Origin of the sequence: Meiothermus ruber DSM 1279 (assembly GCF_000024425.1) — a bacterium.
Lineage (GTDB): Bacteria > Deinococcota > Deinococci > Deinococcales > Thermaceae > Meiothermus > Meiothermus ruber.
On record NC_013946.1, the window covers coordinates 1,996,391 to 2,014,788 of the forward strand.

22 protein-coding genes and 1 other RNA gene are annotated in these 18,398 nt (G+C 63.1%); 5 read left to right on the forward strand and 18 right to left on the reverse strand.

All coding sequences use genetic code 11. The annotated features are described in order from the left end of the window. Positions 1–4 precede the first annotated feature (4 nt). On the reverse strand, positions 5–1,417 hold the full coding sequence (locus tag MRUB_RS09805; protein ID WP_013014193.1) for a hypothetical protein: 1,413 nt from the start codon (positions 1,415–1,417) through the stop codon (positions 5–7). A gap of 195 nt (positions 1,418–1,612) precedes the next feature. On the opposite strand from MRUB_RS09805, the gene MRUB_RS09810 reads away from it, so the two are divergent. From MRUB_RS09810 to MRUB_RS09820, 3 genes are all read left to right on the forward strand, one after another. Beyond that, positions 1,613–1,981, forward strand: coding sequence for a hypothetical protein (locus tag MRUB_RS09810; protein ID WP_013014194.1), 369 nt, complete (start codon positions 1,613–1,615; stop codon positions 1,979–1,981). Between the two features lie 67 nt (positions 1,982–2,048). Further along, positions 2,049–2,666 (forward strand): uracil-DNA glycosylase, encoded by a 618-nt coding sequence (locus MRUB_RS09815; protein ID WP_013014195.1) that lies wholly within the window; start codon positions 2,049–2,051, stop codon positions 2,664–2,666. Between the two features lie 30 nt (positions 2,667–2,696). Then, positions 2,697–3,596, forward strand: coding sequence for an EamA family transporter (locus MRUB_RS09820; protein ID WP_013014196.1), 900 nt, complete (start codon positions 2,697–2,699; stop codon positions 3,594–3,596). Positions 3,597–3,783: 187 nt separating this feature from the next. On the opposite strand, the gene purH is transcribed toward MRUB_RS09820, so the two are convergent. Continuing rightward, positions 3,784–5,289 carry a bifunctional phosphoribosylaminoimidazolecarboxamide formyltransferase/IMP cyclohydrolase gene (gene purH / locus MRUB_RS09825; protein WP_013014197.1) on the reverse strand — a complete coding sequence of 502 codons (1,506 nt, stop codon included), beginning with the start codon at positions 5,287–5,289 and terminating at the stop codon, positions 3,784–3,786. Between the two features lie 101 nt (positions 5,290–5,390). Here purH and MRUB_RS09830 point away from each other — a divergent pair, with 101 nt between their 5' ends. Together MRUB_RS09830 and rnpB are read left to right on the forward strand one after the other, a co-directional pair. Next, the gene (locus tag MRUB_RS09830; protein WP_013014198.1) at positions 5,391–5,789 is read left to right on the forward strand and encodes a GatB/YqeY domain-containing protein; all 399 of its coding nucleotides are present in this window, start codon (positions 5,391–5,393) and stop codon (positions 5,787–5,789) included. A 25-nt stretch (positions 5,790–5,814) separates the two neighbouring features. Continuing rightward, an RNA gene (rnpB, locus tag MRUB_RS15435) (RNase P RNA component class A) lies at positions 5,815–6,185 on the forward strand. A 335-nt stretch (positions 6,186–6,520) separates the two neighbouring features. On the opposite strand, the gene MRUB_RS09835 is transcribed toward rnpB, so the two are convergent. The 16 genes from MRUB_RS09835 to MRUB_RS09910 are packed head-to-tail and all read right to left on the reverse strand — an operon-like array spanning position 6,521 to position 18,358. Next, positions 6,521–6,886 (reverse strand): hypothetical protein, encoded by a 366-nt coding sequence (locus MRUB_RS09835; RefSeq protein WP_013014199.1) that lies wholly within the window; start codon positions 6,884–6,886, stop codon positions 6,521–6,523. Positions 6,887–6,897: 11 nt separating this feature from the next. Next, positions 6,898–8,265, reverse strand: coding sequence for a hypothetical protein (locus MRUB_RS09840; protein ID WP_013014200.1), 1,368 nt, complete (start codon positions 8,263–8,265; stop codon positions 6,898–6,900). A 9-nt stretch (positions 8,266–8,274) separates the two neighbouring features. Further along, a complete protein-coding gene (locus MRUB_RS09845; protein WP_013014201.1) occupies positions 8,275–8,889 on the reverse strand; it encodes a phage tail protein in 615 nt (204 codons plus the stop codon). Continuing rightward, positions 8,890–9,972 carry a baseplate J/gp47 family protein gene (locus MRUB_RS09850; RefSeq protein WP_013014202.1) on the reverse strand — a complete coding sequence of 361 codons (1,083 nt, stop codon included), beginning with the start codon at positions 9,970–9,972 and terminating at the stop codon, positions 8,890–8,892. Next, positions 9,965–10,339: a GPW/gp25 family protein gene (locus tag MRUB_RS09855; RefSeq protein WP_013014203.1), complete on the reverse strand. Its 375-nt coding sequence runs from the start codon at positions 10,337–10,339 to the stop codon at positions 9,965–9,967. Before MRUB_RS09855 ends, MRUB_RS09850 begins: the two co-directional genes overlap by 8 nt. Further along, a complete protein-coding gene (locus MRUB_RS09860; protein WP_013014204.1) occupies positions 10,339–10,815 on the reverse strand; it encodes a hypothetical protein in 477 nt (158 codons plus the stop codon). The genes MRUB_RS09855 and MRUB_RS09860 overlap by 1 nt, the downstream gene beginning before the upstream one ends. Further along, entirely contained in the window at positions 10,816–11,481 is a 666-nt protein-coding gene (locus MRUB_RS09865; RefSeq protein WP_013014205.1) for a hypothetical protein, read from the reverse strand. After that, a complete protein-coding gene (locus MRUB_RS09870; RefSeq protein ID WP_013014206.1) occupies positions 11,478–12,059 on the reverse strand; it encodes a hypothetical protein in 582 nt (193 codons plus the stop codon). The genes MRUB_RS09865 and MRUB_RS09870 overlap by 4 nt, the downstream gene beginning before the upstream one ends. Next, the gene (locus MRUB_RS09875) at positions 12,059–14,152 is read right to left on the reverse strand and encodes a phage tail tape measure protein (protein WP_013014207.1); all 2,094 of its coding nucleotides are present in this window, start codon (positions 14,150–14,152) and stop codon (positions 12,059–12,061) included. Before MRUB_RS09875 ends, MRUB_RS09870 begins: the two co-directional genes overlap by 1 nt. After that, positions 14,149–14,679: a hypothetical protein gene (locus MRUB_RS09880; protein WP_013014208.1), complete on the reverse strand. Its 531-nt coding sequence runs from the start codon at positions 14,677–14,679 to the stop codon at positions 14,149–14,151. Before MRUB_RS09880 ends, MRUB_RS09875 begins: the two co-directional genes overlap by 4 nt. Before the next feature lie 56 nt (positions 14,680–14,735). Continuing rightward, entirely contained in the window at positions 14,736–15,167 is a 432-nt protein-coding gene (locus tag MRUB_RS09885) for a hypothetical protein (protein ID WP_013014209.1), read from the reverse strand. Positions 15,168–15,177: 10 nt separating this feature from the next. After that, on the reverse strand, positions 15,178–16,605 hold the full coding sequence (locus MRUB_RS09890) for a DUF2586 family protein (RefSeq protein ID WP_013014210.1): 1,428 nt from the start codon (positions 16,603–16,605) through the stop codon (positions 15,178–15,180). Next, on the reverse strand, positions 16,602–16,808 hold the full coding sequence (locus MRUB_RS09895) for a hypothetical protein (protein WP_013014211.1): 207 nt from the start codon (positions 16,806–16,808) through the stop codon (positions 16,602–16,604). Before MRUB_RS09895 ends, MRUB_RS09890 begins: the two co-directional genes overlap by 4 nt. A gap of 10 nt (positions 16,809–16,818) precedes the next feature. Then, positions 16,819–17,316 (reverse strand): hypothetical protein, encoded by a 498-nt coding sequence (locus tag MRUB_RS09900; RefSeq protein WP_013014212.1) that lies wholly within the window; start codon positions 17,314–17,316, stop codon positions 16,819–16,821. Beyond that, positions 17,313–17,816, reverse strand: coding sequence for a phage virion morphogenesis family protein (locus MRUB_RS09905; protein ID WP_013014213.1), 504 nt, complete (start codon positions 17,814–17,816; stop codon positions 17,313–17,315). Before MRUB_RS09905 ends, MRUB_RS09900 begins: the two co-directional genes overlap by 4 nt. Continuing rightward, entirely contained in the window at positions 17,816–18,358 is a 543-nt protein-coding gene (locus tag MRUB_RS09910; RefSeq protein WP_013014214.1) for a hypothetical protein, read from the reverse strand. Before MRUB_RS09910 ends, MRUB_RS09905 begins: the two co-directional genes overlap by 1 nt. Positions 18,359–18,398 lie beyond the last annotated feature (40 nt).

An 18,398-nucleotide genomic window follows, 5' to 3' on the forward strand; every position in this document is an offset into this window, starting at 1 on the left:
TCTGCTATTGCAGGCTGATGGTGACCCCGCCGGGGTTGGGCACTTCGATGAGCGATTCCACCGGCGCCCGTCCCTGCACCCGAACACGAATGCGGTAGATACCGGGCCGGTCGAAGTCCACGCGCCCGGGCAGTTGGGCTATCTCGGTATTCAACGGCATCTGGGAACCCTCTGGGGCCTCCAAGATAGCCAAGCTTGCACCCGGCCCCGGTGGCTGAAGGCGGAATTCCACCGGATAAACCGCGGTGGCTCCTGGAGAAGGCGTCCTCGAGCGCATCCACCAGCCCAGGCCGGCCAATAGCAGCACCAGTGGGATCAACCATATCCAGAGCGCAACGGTGCGACGGCTGGGCAAGGGGGGCTCCAGCACCTCGAAGGGGGGCTCGAGCCGCTCCTCAATGCGGATGCGGCGCGGCGGCGTGCTGGCTGCAGCCGGCTGGGCCGGCTCGTTCACCTCGACATTGAGGCTTTTGCTATGGGTTTGCTTCTCAGCGTCCGGCGCGTCTTGCGAAGTGGCTTTTGCAGGTCTTTTATCGGGGGTCATTTCGTCTTGCGCCCTCTCACCACACACCGCATCCCCCACCCCCTCACCGCCAGCTCGCGCCCTGCGGGCCTCGAGCGAAGACGAGGCCCCCTCACCACGCACCGCATCCCCCACCCCCTCACCACCAGCTCGCGCCCTGCGGGCCTCGAGCGAAGACGAGGCCCCCTCACCACGCACCGCATCCCCCACCCCCTCACCACCAGCTCGCGCCCTGCGGGCCTCGAGGGGATCAGCATGGGGGCGGCTGGGGTCTTGTGCAGGTGGGCTGGTGCGCACCGCGGCCTGCGGATCAGACGAACTCGACTTCGATGCCGGGGTCTCGCCCTCGAACTCGAGGCGCTCCAGCAGGGCCGTGTAATCGCGGTGACCGGCCACATAGTCTTCAAGGGCTTCCCGCCAGGGCAGGGCCGGATAAGCCTCACCCGCAAACACCTTTATGGTGTTGAGCAGGCCAGAAAAATCGCGAGCATGCTCAGGGTTAGGCACCCCCACCCCACCCAGCCAGATCCGGCTGCCCCTGGCCCAAATCAGCTCAGGAATCACATACCCTACCGGAATATCCCGCTCTTGCGCCCAGTGGAGTACCGTTACCAACTGTTTACACCACTGCGTCAGGCGGGCTATATCGAGCCGCCCAGCCAGCCAGGCAGTCTTGACCGCCCCCACCGGAATCTCGGCAATCCAGGCATCCCCCTCCTGGTCTATCCAGGGAAGGGTGTGCGGTATGGATAGTTCTGGGAGCGGCTTTGCGATGGGTCTAAAGGCCAGCACATCAATGCCGGTTCGCACATCCTGGCCTTCGAAGGCCTCCATCGCACCTACCCCCGGCAGCACAATGCGCTCCCGTAACAAGTAGTGCCCCAGGCTTTCCATAGATCGCAGTATAACTTGCCTGCCAACCGGGTCACCCGGCCTGGTGTGCTGGACTGGCATCGGATATGTCAGTACGCCAAGCGTGGATTTTAATCCAACAACCTCGCGTTGACACCATATTTTTTTGAATCCTATAATCATGGAGGAAAAATCAACCGTTACCCCCTCAAGGGTTCTGTGTTGAAAGGAGCTAGGATGGAGTACAAGGTGACCCTCTCCACCGAAGAAATTGTGCGCGGTCTGAAACACTACCGTCGAATTGCCAAGCAGGATGTTCTTCGGGCCCCGGAGACACCGAACCCCGATATCTTCCGTTTACACGCTGAAGCCCGGCGCGAAATCTATGCCAAACTGGCCGAGGTGGCCGAAAACGAAGGCCCGGATGCGGTTGTAAGTCAGGCCCTCGAGCTGTACCAGCAGCTTCCTTTTGTCACCGGCACGGCTGAAGACATGCACCCGGAGATCAAAGGTCAGGAAAATGCCCTCGAGAACTTCTTTCTGATGATCGGCCTGGATCCCAAAATTCGCCGGGAAGCCCGCAAGGCACGCAAACCCTTACAATAACGGCTCCGGATAGGGGTGCGGGGAATACCTGTGCCCCGGTTTTCTATTCTCTGTTTTTCTTCCTGCCATGAACCTCGAACTGCTCGCTGCTCAAGCCAAAGCCTGTACAGCCTGTGGTCTGGCCCGGCAACGCACGCATGTGGTGTTTGGGGAGGGCAACCCCGACGCCAAGCTCATGATTGTGGGTGAGGGCCCCGGCGAGGACGAAGACTTGCAGGGGCGGCCTTTTGTGGGGCGCAGCGGACAACTGCTCGACAAAATCCTCGAGGCCGCCGGTATCCCTCGAGCCAGCGTCTACATCGCCAACATCGTCAAGTGCCGGCCACCCGGGAACCGCGCGCCCGAGCCCTTAGAGGCCAAAACCTGCACCTCGCTCTGGCTGGTCAAGCAAATCCAGCTCGTCAAACCCCAGATCATCATCCCGCTGGGCGCTACCGCGCTGGAGTTCTTCGCAGGGGAAAAACTCTCCATCACCAAAGCCCGTGGCAAGTTTTTTGAATGGCAGGGCATCCGGATTTTTCCCATGTTTCACCCGGCTTATCTACTGCGCAACCCATCCCGCGAAGCCGGCAGCCCCAAACACCTCACCTGGCAGGACATCCAGCTGGTCAAAAAAACCCTGGATGAGCTCGGGCCAAAACAAGGGATCGAGATCAAAACCGTGAGCCAGGAATCGCTTTTTTAAGAGCACCCAGCCTCCCACCCCCCTTTCCCAATGCCTTTTTCACGAGCTGGCCTCCTTCACCTCCTGGTGGTCTATCTGGTTTGGAGCAGCACCTACCTGGCCTTCAAAATTGGTCTCCTGAACGGCTTCGAGCCCTTCTGGATGGGCGCCGCCCGGTTTATCCCGGCGGCTTTGCTACTGCTCCTGTATGCCCGCTGGCGCGGCTGGCAAATACACCCCAGCCGCCAAATGCTGGGCAAGCTGGCGCTTTCGGGCAGCCTGCTCTGGCTGGGCGGCACCGGCTTGATTCTCGTGGCAACGCAGTATGTGCCTTCGGGTTATGTGGCCCTGATGATCGCCACCACCCCCATCTGGGCCGCCGCGCTCGAGGGTTTGCTGGACCGCAAACCGCCCTCGAGGCTGCTGGTGTTGGGCCTGCTCACCGGTCTCCTGGGCATCCTGGCGCTCAACGTCCCCAAGCTAAGCACAGGCACTTCCACCAACCTGCTGGCCTTCTTGCTGCTCTTGATTTCTCCGCTAATGTGGTCCAGCGGAACCATCCTCACCCAGCGCCAGATTGCTAACCTGGAGCCGGTGGTGGTCTCGAGCTACCAGCAACTCTTTGGCGGACTGGGCTTCCTGATTCTTTCTATCGCCCTTGGCGAACCCTGGCACACCCCCACCCTTTTGGGCTGGGCCAGCAACCTGTATCTGATCGTCTTTGGCTCTCTGATTGCCTACACCTCGTACATCCTGGCGGTGCGCCTGCTGCCTCTAAGCCTGGTCACCACCTACGCCTATGTGAACCCCGTGATCGCCCTGCTTTTGGGCTGGCTTTTCCTGCGGGAGCCCCTGGGCATCTGGACCTGGGTTGGCGGCGCCCTGGTGCTGCTGGGGGTAGGGCTGGTCTTCCGCAGCCGCCTACAACCCGCTGCTCAACCCACCCTTTGAACACTGGGCGGCCTGATGAGGGCTTGATACGCATTTCGGTAGTATCGTTCACTTTGACAAGCCTAAACGATACTACCGAAATGCTTTTCTACTCCCTTCGGTCGGCTTGAATCCTTCACCTCTGACTGCGTCCTATAGTGAAGGATTCAAGCGGAAACGGTATGATTGCGCAAAAAACCTCGGCGGGCTAATGCTTAAAGTGGCGCGAGCCGGTAAAAATCATGGCGACGCCCAGCTCATTGCAGGCGGCGATCACCTCTTCATCGCGCTTAGCACCCCCCGGCTGCACGATGGCGGTAACCCCGGCGGCAGCAGCAGCCCGCACCACATCGTCGAAGGGGAAGAAGGCCTCGGAGGCCAGCACCGCCCCCCGGGCCCGCTCACCTGCGTTCTGGATGGCACGCTCGGCGGCCCAGATACGGCTCACCGCCCCCGTACCCAGCCCCACCGTGACCCCATCCTTGGCCAGCACCACATTGTTGGAGCGGGTGTGCTTGCCCACATACCAGGCGAACTTGAGATCTAAGAGTTCCTGGGCCGTGGGGATGCGCTCGGTCACATAGTGCAGGCTGAGCTCCTCCCAGCGCCGCTTGTCCCGATCCTGCACCAGGAAACCCCCCACCAGCGGGCGGACTTCCCTTTGGTCGGCGTCTTGTGAGGCCGCGACCAGCACCCGCAGGTCGGGCTTTTTGCTGCGGAACCACTCCAGGGCCTCCGGGCTTACCTCGGGGGCAATCAGCACCTCGAGGAAGGTTCCACGGGTGGCCATGGCGGTCTCGAGATCCACCGGGCGGTTGAAGGCCACCACCCCCCCAAACACCGAGAGGGTATCGGCATCACGGGCACGCTCCCAGGCGGTTTTGGGATCGTCGGCCAGGGCCACCCCACAGGGGTTGGCGTGTTTGACGGCCACACAGGCCGGCAGCTCGAACTCGCTCACCAGGGCCCAGGCCGCATCGGCGTCGGCATAGTTGTTGAAGCCCATGGGCTTGCCGGCCAGCACCCGGGCGTGGAGCACCGGGCCCCGCTGGCCCTCGAGGGCATACAAGGCCGCTTCCTGGTGGGGGTTCTCCCCATAGCGCAGCTCCACCGGCAGGCGCTCGAGGCTCAGAAGCTGGGTCTGGGGAAACTTCTCGTAAGCCAAGAACTCGGCGATGGCCGCGTCGTAGGCAGCGGTATGAGCAAAGGCTTTATACGCCAGCCTGCGGCGAAACTCACTGCTGACGCCGGTGCGCAAGGCCTGCAGCACCTCGGGGTAGTCGGCCGGGTCACACACCGGCAACACCGCCTGGTGGTTCTTGGCCGCGGCCCGTAGCATGGCCGGCCCCCCGATGTCGATGTTCTCGAGGCACTCCTCAAATGAAGCCCCACGCGCCAGGGTCTCCCGGAACGGATACAGGTTGACGCAGAGCAGGTCAATCCGGGGAATGCCCTGGGCCTGCAACTGGGCCTCGTGCGCGGGGCGCTTGGTCGCTAGCAAACCGGCGTGGATGCGGGGGTGCAGGGTCTTGACCCGCCCGTCCAGAATCTCGGGAAAGCCCGTCACCTCGGAGACATACACCACCTCCAGCCCCGCCGCCTGTAGGGTTTTGTGGGTTCCGCCGGTAGAGACCAGCTCAAAGCCCAGCTCCAGCAAACCCTGTGCAAACTCCACCAGACCTGCCTTGTTCGACACCGACAAAAGCGCGCGCATACGGCAGAATCATACCCTTCAAAAAGCCCCCTTTTGAAATCCGCCGGGGTAATGGCACCTTTACAACGGTTTACTGGCCCAGATGGGGCTAAACTGAATCCATGAGCGCATCCATTTATGAAGCCATCAAGAAGGAGATTGTCGAGGCCATGAAGCGCGGCGACACCGCCACCCGCGACTACGCCCGGGTGGTCAAGGCCGAGCTCGACCGCAAGGGCGATGGCAGACCCCTGCCCGATGCCGACGCGGTTAAAATTCTCAAAGCCCTGCGGGTTACCGCCGAGGAAAACCAGAACCCTTTCGAGGTGGCCTTTCTGGACAAGTTCCTACCAAAGGAGCTGAGCGAGGCCGAGATCGAAGCCTGGATCAGGGCCAACGTAGACTTCGCCTCGCTCAAGTCGCCCATGGCCGCCATCGGAATCGTGACCAAAGCCCTGGGCCCCGCCGCCCCGGGGGATCGGGTGAAAAAAGTGGTGGAGAAACTGGTATCCCGGTCGTAGCCGCCCATCTGCTACAATAAGGGCTTGGGAAGAGGGCGCAGCCGCTGGTGGCAACACCAGAGGAAAGTCCGGGCAGCACAGGGCATGATGCCAGCTAACGGCTGGGCGGGGTAACCCGACGGAATAGTGCAACAGAAAGCAGACGGCCCTCGCCCCAAAGCGAGCGGTCAAGGTGAAACGGTGCGGTAAGAGCGCACCAGTGCCCCTGGTAACAGGGGCAGCTAGGCAAACCCCATCTGCTGCAAGTCCCACGTCCCGCTTAGGCGGGGCGACACGCTAGGGAGAACTGACCCGGTTCGCTACGACCTGCGGTAGGGACGCTTGAGGTGAGCGGCGACGCTCATCCCAGAGAGATGGCTGCGGAAACAGAACCCGGCTTACTCCTCTTCCCAACCTCGACCTTTCTGGCCGACCCCTGACCTTGATAGGTTGGGGGTCGGCTTTTGCACATCCAGCCCAGTCCTTCTTACGGTTCCTCGAGTATTAAGACAACACCCCAAATGTCACGCAACGACATAAACTTCAAAATGAGAAACGACATAAAGGTAAATTTCTCATGAATAACTATTCAATAATATCTAGGTTTTTTGCATAGTAATACATTTTTGGCGTGAATCATTAATGGTTCGATTTTGAGTACCGCTACCCGGCTGCCGGCGAGCTGCTGCTCAAAATCAACGGCTTCTCCGGTATCCTCTCCCAGCGCACCCACTCCGGCCACTCGTGAGCATTTAGCTGCTCCACCTTCTTGGCAAGGGCAACCGTAGCTTGTAGAGAGTCTCTGACGCCTTCGAGAGAATCCAGGGCATCGAAGTATTTGTTGAGTTCGGCCCCCCCAACCTACCAAGTTGCAACTTCGCCATCAACTCGTCGAAGTCGGCAGGTTTGAGGGCCTTCCCCCTCTCCAGAATCCCATCACGTATTTTCAAAATGGCCTCCTGTTTGGCCATCCCCAACCATTCACTCTCTATCTCGCCCCGGAGAGCCTCCAAATCAACATCCTCTTTCAGGCCGCTGAGATAAATGGAATCCCCATCAATCCGCATGGAGAGCCCCCCCTGAGTGAGGGGGAGAAGTTTATTGAGCAGTGGACGCATTTCCAATCCTCCTAAGCGATTTCAAACTCTAACCAGTAGGAATCATATGAGTAAAAAGTTTGATTATTGCTGCCGCTGTTATATACAGCCACGGTTATTGGTCTCAGTCCAGAGTTGGGGTCTATCAGCGCGTCCGGGGTAACATCATCAGCAGTATTGCTAGAGGTGAATGTATTTTCACCGATTACTCTCAATCTTATCGCTGGGTTCGTCATCCTATATCTAGCTCGACGCAAATATAACGATTTGCCATTGGGAATGTGTACCATAAACTGCGCCACAAACGTATAGCTTCCACCGGGCAGGGTGTAATCGAACCCCACGTTGGAGCTAAACACGAAGCGGTCCCGGTGGTCGTAGCGGGCTTTGAGAACTCCGTCTTTCAGCTTTATTGTGTGGGGGTGGGTGTTGTTGTTGTAATCATCAAGCAAATCATAAAACTGTATGCCGCCAGGTGCGGTAGTGGAGGAACTAGCGTTATACGTTATTTCCGCTCCCCCGGTGGAGGAAAGCTCTAGATTGACAAGGGCAAATATCCCGGTTCTTAACCAAACATAAGTCCAACCATCCCCCCCATCCTTAGCAAGGATACTCGCATGGCCAGCGGTACCCAAAATATACCCGTCAACACGAAACTGACCTCTACGTGAGATTTGCAAATCTATATTTGCACGCCCCTGTGAGGGTTCGTGCCCGCCCAAAGTGCCCTGTATTTTCAAAATGCCAGCGTGGTTAGTTACCCTACCTAGTGGGTAGTAGCGATCGGTATCGTCAGAGCCCTGATCAACGTAAACATTGAACAAACGGTGTCCCTCAATGGACAGCCGTCCAGTCATGTTGTCACCGGCTTTGTTGAGTGGAGTATAGCCAAGATGCCCTACAACAGCCCCGGATGCCAGTTTAGCGCTGGTCACCGACCCATTCACTATATGCGCGCTGAAAATGCTGTTATCGCGCACATCCTGGGCCAGGCGGCCAGACCCATCAAGTGTCGCCAGCCCAAGGTTGGCCCCTTTTAGGTCTCTCTCGAGATGAATCCAGCGCCCACCGCCTGAAGCCGTTAGCACCCACAGGCCGTCAACCGTGGCGCTGGACGAGACGAATAGCCTATAAAGACCATATCCATCCACGCTCACGATGTCACCATCGGCAAACCCAGAGGCCGCCGAGAGCGCGGAGCGAGAAGCGAACTGGCGGATGCGCTTGGTTCCAATGCCCTCTAAAGTCACCCGCGACTGATGAAGGTTCTCCGTTCGGTCCAGCACGGCTTGGATGGCCGCCTCGAGTGGCTCAATGGCGATGGGTTCGTTGTTCCCAGAGATCGGGAAATTGGTGATGCTGGTGGGGAAATTATTGTTGGGATTGAGGGTTTTAGGCATAGGTTTCTCCTATGGGTACAACACGATTGGGGGTTGCCCCCAAACCTGTCCGGCGGGGTTCCAGTTCAGCCCCGCCGGGTTCCAGTTCAATGGGCCATTAGGCACGTAGCGCACGCTGCCTATGCGTGTGTGAGCCGGTTTTATCTGGTTGATAATCCCCAGGATGCGGCTTTTCTCTTCCTGGGAGCCGTCATAGCTGCGGGTGCTAGCGTAGAGGTACACGTCAAACTCGCTCCACCGGTTATTGTCGTAGTTGCGCACCGGCACGATCGCGCTGTTGTAGCCCAGCTGCGCCAGAGCGAGCTGTATACCATACTCGGTGCCCGCCCATTGCCAAAACTCCCAGGCTCCCAGCACTCGGGTACGCCAGGCCTCGAGGCTTTCCCCCGGATATCGCGTAAGCCCGCGCTCGGCGCCCAGGCGATTCAGGGCATCTTCCGGCGCCAGGGCGGCCCAGCGGGCCAGTACGCCGGTTGCGGCAAGCGAGGCAAACTCATCCAGCCCCTGGCCCCAGCCGGCGAGTAGGGCTTTGCCTTTGGGGCCCTGCAGCCAGGGTGGGGCCAGCTCGGGCAGCCATTCCTCGTAGAGGCGCACTGGAACCAGATCAATCTCCGAGCCCGGCATTTATACCTCCAGGTAGGTGGCCGTGAGGCTAATGTTGGCCGTCTGCACCGCGGTCAGGGTCTGATCGCTGGATGGGCTGGTAAGGGCTACATCCAGGACGTTGCCCACGAATAGCGCCTCGATCAGCGCCGACCGGTACACAGTCGCACCAATCGGCAAACCCCGCTGAAATGCGGCGAGGCTGGCGGCAACGTCCGCCTGTACCTGCGCAAGCTGTCCGGCACGCAGGCGGATGGTAGCGTTCAGGGCAATATTTATCTGACTGGCAGCGTAAACCTGCACGTTGGCGGTTAGCGGCTTCCGCGCCTGGATATACGCATCTGCCGCAGCGATCGCCCCCGCGCCCAGGCCGCCCTCGCCCCAGATCACCACGTCCACGGTGCCTTGCCCCCGTGGGTTGTTGTCCAAAACCCTTGCCTTGGTTATCGATGGGTCGCTGGATAGCGCCCAGCTCTCGTATGCGGCTCGAGTGGCGCCAAAGCCCAGCTCCCCCCAGCGCAACCTGCAGCGCGCACGATAGGCAGAATCGGTTTCTGTGTCAATCGCGGCCTCCAGGATTTCCGTATTGCTCACGCTTACGCCGGGCAGTGGGGTAAACATTACTGTTGCCGAGCCGAGGGGCAGATTGTACGCTGCGCCCGGACGTTCGGCTCTAAATTCCAATTCGAGCGTCCCCCCCAGCGGCAACGTGCCGCCGCTGAGATTATTGAATCGCAGGCCCTGCGCATCGCCCACCCAGAGCTGACCCGGCTGGATGCTATATGGACCAAAGCCGGTCTGGGCAGTCAGCGTAAATTTTTGTCGCGCAAATGTGGCCTGCTTGCGGCTCAGGCCGTAGGCGCTCTGGCCCAGCAAGTCCAGGTAATCGCCCTCGGCAAAATCCAAAAACCCCGATTTGGCGATTTGCAACCGCAGCGCCTCGAGGTCGGCAATCCCGGCAGCCTGCAACTCCACCAGGGTTCGCTGGACGCTTCCTTCTACCCAGTCGGTGGGGGGGTAGCCCTTGGCCTGCAGGAAGGCAATCAGCGCGGCCAGCACCTGGTCGCGGCTGCGGGGCTGCAGCAGTTGGTTCAGGTTAGGCACGCAGCACCTCCACGCTCAGATCGCTGATGCGCACCACCAGGCTGAAGGGGCCTGCCTCGGCCTGCACCACGATGTCCAGATCGAGCTGGTTCAACTGCGGCTGGCTGGCGCTCACCTCGGCGCTCAGGATGCGCGGGTCAGCCTCGAGGGCATTTGTTGCCCGCACCTCGATCTCAAATAGCGTCTCGGGGGTGATTTCCCGGTTCAGGAACTGCTTGAGGTCAAGCCGGTACTCGGGGGCATAAAACAGGCTCCCGGGCGGGGTAATGAGGCAGCGGGCCGCCGCCTCGGCCAGATTATCCAGTCCGCTTTTGATCGTCCAGGATAGGTCGGGAAATACCGATAGATCGGTGCCAAAATCCGCCATTACTGCACCCCTTTCACTTTGCTGGAGCCGCCAGATTGCACGGTGCCGGTGGTGGGCACATTTGCAACCGGGGTGGTGTTAAAAACAAATGTCAGCGGCTGACCCTGGAGCAGCACGCTGGAGCCCCCAGAGCCCCCCAATTCCACCAGCGGCGCGTTCACCGTTATCTTGACGCTGGCGGTCAGTTGTACCTCCCGGAGCCCCTCGCCCCGCCACAGGTCGCAGTAGCGCAGCTCGGGATCGCCCTGGTGAAAGCCCACCAGCACCCGGGCCCCCGGCGAGACCTTAACGCTGACCCCGGGCAGGCCCAGCCAGATGGGCACCCGGGTCAGGGCGCCCAGGCGGGGATCGTCCACCTGCACATCCACGTGCATGTCGCCATAATCCTTCAGTACGCTCCCCGGATACAAAGCCAGGTAGTCCAGGTGGGCGGGGCGGGCCAGTTGTTTGATGGCTTTGGTGAGTCGTTCTTGCATCTAGCCTCCCACATACACTGCCGTTCGCAGTTTAGCCCCGATCTGGTGAATCACCCGCTCCACCCGGCCCAACTCCCGGACCTGGCCGTCCCAGAGGCCCTTGAGCACGACTCCGGGCCGGAGCGCAGGCATCGGTAGTAGTGAAAACCAGCCCCGCTGGGGGGCGGCATCAGCCACCACCGCCCCCTCCGGCCCCTGCGGCCAGGCCTCGGCCCCGGCCCAGGTTGTGCCGTCGGGCAGCACCCGCCAGACTCGGTCAGGCAGGCGCGCCATCACCGCCTTAAGGGCCTCTGCAGCAGTACCGCCGCGACGAGCCCAGCGCACGAATACGGTGGGCAGATCCAGTTCCCCCGGCTGCTCCCCTGCTTCGGTTAGCAGATCCCGCACCACCAGTGCGGCCGGCACGCCTTCGTAATCCTTAGGGGGCAGGATTTTGGATAGCCCATCGTAGCCGCCGACCAAAAACACCTCGGTTATACCTGCGCTGGGACCGCCCCGCCGCACCGTGGTGCGGTAGGTGGTGCCGTCCTCAAATCTCAGGGTTACCGCCTCGCCAATTTCCAGGGCTTCCTCCCCCAGCCTCAGCTCGGCCAGCGGCCGGCCTATGCGGGGGATTGTGATAATCCCGCTGCTGACGGGAATGTCGTTTGCAAAAAGAAAGCTCAAGGCCGCACCCCCTTTGCGCTGGGCGGATTGGCCAATGCCCGCTGCTGGGGGATGGGCGTCCCGTCCCGGTCGGCCCCGCCGGTGTCGCCATCGGTTCTCTGCCCCCCGCCCTGCCTGCCCACCTGGGTGGCTTCGGCCTTCACCTTCTTGTAGCTGGGCCGCCACTCCCGCATCTGCAGGGTGGCCGTCCAGCCCTTCACGGGATCATACGGCGGCTCCTCGATGCCGAAGATGTACAGGTGGGTGATCCCGTGCCGCCGCAGGGTGGGGTGCACCGGCTGGTACACGTCGGGGGCTTTCTGCTCCTTGCCTTTGGGGCGGAAGAGCTGGATCAGCTTCTGGAGCTTGTTGAACTCGCTCTCCTTCCAGACCCGGATTTCCACCGTGACCTCGGCATAGTCGTAGCCCAGGTAGGTGTACTCAACCCCCTTCTTCGGAATTTCGGTGCTCTCCTCCTTGAGCGTTCGGCGCACCGATACCTGCACCACACCCTCGATCTCGTTCTGGCCCCGGGCCCGGGGCCTGACAGCGATGCGCTTACCTGCCGGACCCACAAAAACAATCTGGTCGCGCTCCATCAGGCGCCCTCCTCAATGGCGGCCCGCTCGAGGGCCTCCAGGATGGCCTCCACCACCAGGGTTCTGGCCTCGCTGGGGGTCTGGGCCTGCTGCAGCACGATATTGCCGATATGAACGTGCACCTCGCGGGTAACGGTGGCAGCCGAAGCCCCTGCACCCGCGGCGATAACGGCCGCCGGCATCTGGGGGGCGGCCGGAATGGCCGCCGTGGCCAGGGCCAGCCCCGCGCCGGCTACCACCCCGCGCATGGCCAGCAGGCCCCGCTCGAGGCCCAGGCCGCTCTGCTCGCCGATACGGGCCAGGGCCCGACTGGGGGAGCGCACCTCGAGGCCCGCCCGCGCCCCGCCTACTGCCTGCACAGCCAGCCCCTTGGCTGCCTCCCAGATTTTGCCGGGCGCGGCCTTGAGGCCGTTCCACAGGCCGGTAATGGCGTTGCGGCCAATCTCCAGCATCAGCCCCGGCAGGTTGGCCAGGGCGCTGCGGATGGTCTCGGGCAAGGTGCTGATCCAGGCAATCAGCTCCCCGCCTTTGGTGATGATGGCCTGCCACACCCCGTTTACCCCGTCGCGGAACCAGCCCAGGCGCTTGTAGGCCAGCACCACCGCAGCCACCAGGCCCCCCACCAGGGCAATGACCCAGCCCACCGGCCCCATCGCCAGCAGCCAACCGCCTGCCATCCGGGCTGCGGTGGCTACCCAGACCAGGCCCAGGCGCAGCAGGGTGCCGGCCAGGCCGAAGGTCAGGGTGTTGAGCAGGCGGAGCCCGGTGGTGAGCACCAGGAGGGTGCCCATCAGGGCCAGGCCCCCGGCGTTGGTTCCGGCCAGGCCGGCCTGATTGGCCGAGAACCCCCTGGCCAGATGGCCCAGCAGCGCAATGCCCGGCTCCAGCGCCTTCCACACCCCCTGCAGCGCACCCAGTCCGGTCTGCACCCCCGCCCAGAACTGCCGGGCATACCCCAGGGCCAGGGGGAAATACTGCCGGGCCTTCTGCGCCAGCAGGGCGGTCCGATCAAGGAAGCCCAGGATGGCCTCCCCGGCCTTTTTCGGTTCGGTAGCGCTGGCCAGCGGCCCGAACGTTGCTTGCATCAGCCTGCCCAGGCTGTCCTGGAAGCGCCTGGAGATGGCGGCCCCGGGGCCCTGGCTGAAGTCGGTCAGGGCGGCCAGGTTGCTGAGCATCTGCTTGAAGGGCTTTAGCGGGCCGCCATCGCCCACGTCCATCTGGCTGAAGAGTTCGAAGGGGCGGCTTTTGAGGGTAGACATCAGGCCAAAGATGCTGGTGCTCTGCTCCTCCATCAGCCCGCCAAATCGCTTCTGGATGATCTGGCGCACCGCCAGCATGGCCTTGTTCACTGAGCCGACGTAGCTCCCGCCCTTATCAAACTTGAGGCCCTGGGCCTCCAGCAGCTCCCGGCTAATGCCCAGCTCCCGCAGCCGCTCAAAGGCCTCGCCGAAGTTCCCTGAGCGCAGGCGGGTCAGGGGGCTGATGGCGTCCTCCAGCCGCACCCCCATCGCCGAGGCCAGGTCGCCGGCGTCCTTGAGCAGCCCCTGCAGGTTCTTGACATTCACCCCGGCGGCCAGCAGTTGCTTGCCGCCGGCCAGGACTTCCTGGGTCTCGAAGGGCGTCTGGGCGGCAAACCGGGCCAGCATGGCATAGGTTTCCTGGGCCATGCGCCCGGCGTCCGCACCGAACTGGGGCCGCAGCATCACCCGGAGGCTGATGAGTTGCTGCTCCTTGAAGCCCAGGGCATCGAATATGGCCTTGGTGGTCAGCCCAGCCGCCCCAGCCAGTAGGAGGTTGGGCAGGCTGGTCAGGCGGCCAATCAGCCCGCTTAGCGATGAATAGGCATTCTGGGCGTAGGCGCGGATGCTGGCCAGGTGGCGGCTGGCCGCCCCTACCGCCACCAGGGCCCCCACCAGGCGGCGCGCGGCAGCGGTCGATACCCCGAAGCTGCCGGCGATGGCCCGAGCTGCAGCCGCACTGTCCCGCCCGGAGCCCTGCAGCTGGGTGCGGATGCGGCCCAGGCCCGCCGACATGGCCCGCGACTGGGTGACGAAGTTGTTTCGCAGCCCGAAAAACCAGGTCAGACGCCTCATGGTTTCTCCTCAAAGTGGCCCAGCAGCACCGCCGCCTCCAGCGCGGCCCCGGCCAGGGCCTCGGGGGAGTCTTCCCCCTGCCGGTAGGCCAGCAGGAGCTGGCCCGCGAACAGGGGCCGGTCGCGGTGCTTCAGGGCCTCATTCAGCAGGTCGGCGGATTTTTGAAGGAACTCCGTCTCGGCCATCTGGGCAATGGCCGCCAAGTCCTGGCTGATAACGTCGGCCAGGCCGGGGTAGTCCTCCAACATCTGCTCAAACTCGGTCTTTTCGGGGTACACCAGCGCCGCCTTGGCGTACTTCTCGCCGATGGCGTAGGTGTCCAGGGCCAGCTTCTGGCCGCTGGCGGCCTTGTCCAGGTCGGCCCGCATGAGCCGGTATTCGCCCTTGGATAGAGGACGAAAAACCAGCACCCGGCCCTGGCGCACCAGGGCAAACAGCCGGTCACCGTGGATTTCAATCAGCTTGGAGAGGGTGGTGGGGGGCAAAAGGCCCTCGAGGTCATCCGTCAAAAGCTCGGGTTTTCCCATGTTGTTCCTCAAAAATGCCGGCCCCGCCAGGGGCAGGGCCGGTACAAAACGTTAAATCAGAAAGTGGCCAGGTCGCCGGGCACCACGTCCAGCGCCTTGCAGGTCAGCTCGGCCATCAGGGCCTCGGCCCCGGGGGAGGCCGAGAGCGCGTCGTTGAGGATGCGGAGATCATTGAGTTTGTCGATCACGACGTTCTCCTCCGCATCTACAAACGTGACCACCGCGTTGAACGATTTGCGCTTGTATTTGGCCCCCAGTTTGGCGCGGAACTGGTGCCACTGATCCACCGGCATCTTGATGGTTACGTCGGCCGGGGCCATCTGGCCGGGGGTACGCCCCACCGGCTTGCCCCCGGCGTAGATGTACTCCTCCGAGACCTCGCCGGTGTTGTACTCCAGCTCGACATTCACGGGGATGCGTTCGCCGTCAAGGTCGAGCTGGATGCTCGAGTTATCGTACACCTTACCGTTGCGTACAGTAATCGCCACGCGCCACCTCCTAGGCCGCTACCGGCTGCAGTTGCGGGTTGAAGAACCGCACCTTGCCGGTGATCCGCTCGGCGTAGCCCAGCGGGACGATGCTGATGTCGTAGGGGATGGTCTTGGTGCTGAGGATGTTTTCGGCCCGGTCAATGCGCACATATACCGCCGGCTGGTCGGTGGTCTCGTCAATCGAGACCTTGCCGCGCAGGGCGGTCCGTACCAGCCCCTCCACGTAGGCCTCGATGCGCAGGGCCTCCCGCTCCAGAATCCGCCCGGTCGAGGCGGAGACCTGAATCTGCTCGTTGAGCCAGCGCAGCCAGGCCCGGTAGGCCGTCTCGCAGGCCACGTCCATCACCTCGCGGAGCTGAACCTGCTCGTAGTCGCTGCCGGGCGGGGCAAACAGACGGCCCCGGGTGATGTAGAAGCCGCCCTGGATGGTGCGCAACGTGGCAAAGCGAGCGGCGTCCAGGGCCGGTGTGACCGACTCGTCCCCGTGCAACTTGACCACCGTTTTCAGCGCCCCGGAGGCGTAGCGCCCGGGATGCTGCTCCACCGGTCGGCCGCTGTACCGGCCGGCAATGACCCAGGTCGAGGGACGCTTCATCACCAGGCCGGTGATGGGGCTCACCACATCGGCGTAGCGCCCACCGGCGCCCACCCGCACGCTGGTGAAGCTGGCAAATGCCGCAATCAGGGCACTGTCGGTATCGTCGGCGGTGTCCAGGATGGCGTGAATCCAGCGGGGGTTGTTGGGGTCGTTGGCCCGGGTTTCCAGAGCCGCGTTGACCCCTGCGGCCACGGTGGCGCTGGCAACCCCCACCACGTGGATGAAGCGGTAGGAGAGTTCGGTGCGGGCAAATAGCGCGTTGAGAGCATCGTTGAGATCCGCCAGGGTGTAGCCGGGCGCGGTGCAGGTGGCGGTATAGGTATCTCCCACCACAAACGTGCCGTCGGCCCAGGTCAGGGTCAGGCCCGTGTCCGCAATGACGTAAATCCCGGAGACCGGCACGGCCGTCTCGGGGCTGTAGGTGTTGCCGCCGTCCAGCGAGTATTCAAAGGCCGCCTGGGCGGCGGCCAGGTTGGCCGCAGCCCGGGTGATGCGGACGCGCAGCTTGTAGTCATCCCTGGGGGTACTGCCGGTCAGGGCCAGCGTGGCCGTGCCGGCACCGGTTTTGGTCACGGTCCCGGCCACCCCGGCCACGCTGGGGTTGGCCGCCAGGCAGATCACCGCCTGGGTGCCTTCCCCAAAAGCCAGGGCAGCCGCTTCGGCCAGCTTACCGCCCACACGTTCTTTAGCCCCCTGGGGGCTGGTCACGGTCACGATCTCGTTGGGGCTCAGGAGGGTGGCCACGCCGATCTTGACGTGGACGCCCTCGCCGCTGCCGGGAATGGAGCCGATGCCGAAATCCTGAGGTACAACTTCAACCCGCGGCAGCCCGGTCATCGCCCACCCCCAGTCCCGATGGGCTCATTGGCCGCCTCGGCAATACCCCGATCAAAGGCCGCTTTGGTCAGTTCCTGCCCCACCACCCAGCGGTGCTTGACCCGGGCCGCCGCCAGCAGCCAGTCGGGGGTCCCGGCCTCGGCGGCCAGCTCCTCTACGGTTTGCAGTTTGCGGAGTTCCGCAGTCGTGTCGTTTTTCGCCATGTGTTTCCTCCTAGGGGAGCACCTCGGTCTGGTCGAGCAGGGCCCGCTCGAGCCGCACATACACCCCAGGCTCCGCCGCCCCTACCTCTACCAGTACCCGGAAGCGCAGCTGATAGCGCCGCTTGTCGGCCGGCAGGGCTGCGGCCTGGCCGGTCTCGTCTTCATCCCAGCCGCTGGGGAACAGCTCGAGGCTGCTCCCGCAGATGCGCCGCAAGGCCGCCACGCAATCGGATAAAACATCCTCCACCGCGGGGTAGTTTTTGCCCCAGATGTGCAGCGTGTAGCCGGCCAGCCGGGTGTAGGGGGGTCGGGGGCGGGGCTCGGCGGGCGGGGATCCGGCCAGCGCCTCGGGCGCGACCGCCCGGCTATCCGGCGCCGTGAAGGTGTCCTGCCCGGGCACCAGAACCAGTTTGAGCGGTACGTCCAGTTGGTTGAGCGCTTCCGGGCCCAGCTCGATTTTTGCCGGTGCTAGCTCTGTTTTGAGTCGTTCGAATAGGGCTTGGGTCAAGGCACCTCCTGCTGAAAATACGCTTCGGCAGCCTCCTCAAAGGCCCGCTCCCAGCGGGGGGAGAGTTCGGGCTCGGGGATGAAGGGCCGGGCGGGGATCTGCACCTTTTGCGCCTGCACCCACCGCTGGCCCATTTTGAAGCGCAGGGCCTTTTTCTGCTGCGGAGTGATGGTGGCGCCGTACTGGTGGGTAGCCGCATACACCACGTTGGTGCCCACCTCAAAGCCCTCGGGCTCGGTCTGGAGGGCTGATTTGGAGGTCATGGAACGTTGCAGCCGGGCGGTCTTGCGCAGGGTCTGGCCGCCGGTAGCCTCGGCCCGGGCGGAAGGCTTCCAGGGGCGATCCCAGGGGTCTTTCTGTCCTGCGAAGGACTCGTCGATCTGGTTCAGCGCCGCCTGGCCCAGGTTCTTCGCCAGGCCCTCGGCAAACTGCGGCTGGCGCAGTCTGTCTGTGAAGCGGATCAGCCGATCCAGTTTGCGGAAAGCGCCGGTGAGCGCCATCAGGGCCTCCAGTTTCGGGGAATGCGGCCCTGCGTGGTGACGGTGTCCCACTGCTCCAGCGGGGTCAGGCGCAGGGCCGATTTACGCCCCCACCAGCGGCCCCGGTCGGCCCGGGTGTTCTCCGCAATAGAGGGTACCCCGTCCACTTCCCCCACATAAAGGCCGATATGCCCTTCCCGATCCGGCGCGGTCCGGCGGGATCGGGGGGGCTCGTCGAAGGGCGCGCTGCTGAAGAGCAGGTCGCCGGGTTTGAGCTGCCGGAGCAGGGCCGCCCGGTCGGCGGGGCTGGCCGGGTCACGGTCCAGGGCGGAGACGTCCCAGTCCAGCCGGTCGATGGCCCGCTCCACTGCCACCGCCCAGCGGCTGCGGTCGGGGTCGGCCCGCACGCTGTCGAGCATCCGGCTGTAGAGCTTCCAGCGGTTGGTCTCGTAGGCCCGGGCAATGACCTCGAATACGAACGCCACGCACCATCCGGGGGTGCTGACGAAGCCGGGCAGCTCCCGCCGCACGGCCTGCAGGGCAATCTGGACAATCGGGTTCATCTTGTGAGTTTTTTCACTCCTTGCCGCTAAAAGCGTTTTT